This window comes from Mesorhizobium sp. M1A.T.Ca.IN.004.03.1.1 (assembly GCF_003997555.1).
In the GTDB taxonomy this organism is placed as follows: Bacteria; Pseudomonadota; Alphaproteobacteria; order Rhizobiales; family Rhizobiaceae; genus Mesorhizobium.
Genome location: NZ_RZTV01000189.1, coordinates 1 through 288 on the forward strand (window position 1 = coordinate 1; position 288 = coordinate 288).

Here is a 288-nt window from a genome sequence, read left to right on the forward strand (position 1 = left end):
GGAGATGCTTTACAACGGCGTACGCCACGAGACGGCGGCGCGTTCGGGTCACGCCATGCCCGAGATCGCGCGTCGCGGCCTTTCCGTCGCGGCGATCAGCGCGGTCGACATAGCGCTCTGGGACATTCTCGGCAAGTCGCTCGGCGTTCCCGTCTGGAAGCTGCTGGGTGGCCGCAAGGCCGACAGGTTGCCCGCCTATGCCTCGGGCGGTTGGGAGAGTGCGGAGCGGATCGGCGATCAACTCCGGTCCTATATCGCGGCCGGCGGTTTCAAGTCAGTCAAGATGCG

The 288-nt window shown here is 66.3% G+C and carries 1 pseudogene; it reads left to right on the top strand.

The features are described 5' to 3' along the window. Positions 1–288 (top strand): annotated as a pseudogene (locus tag EOD29_RS31275) (mandelate racemase/muconate lactonizing enzyme family protein); the annotation flags it as partial.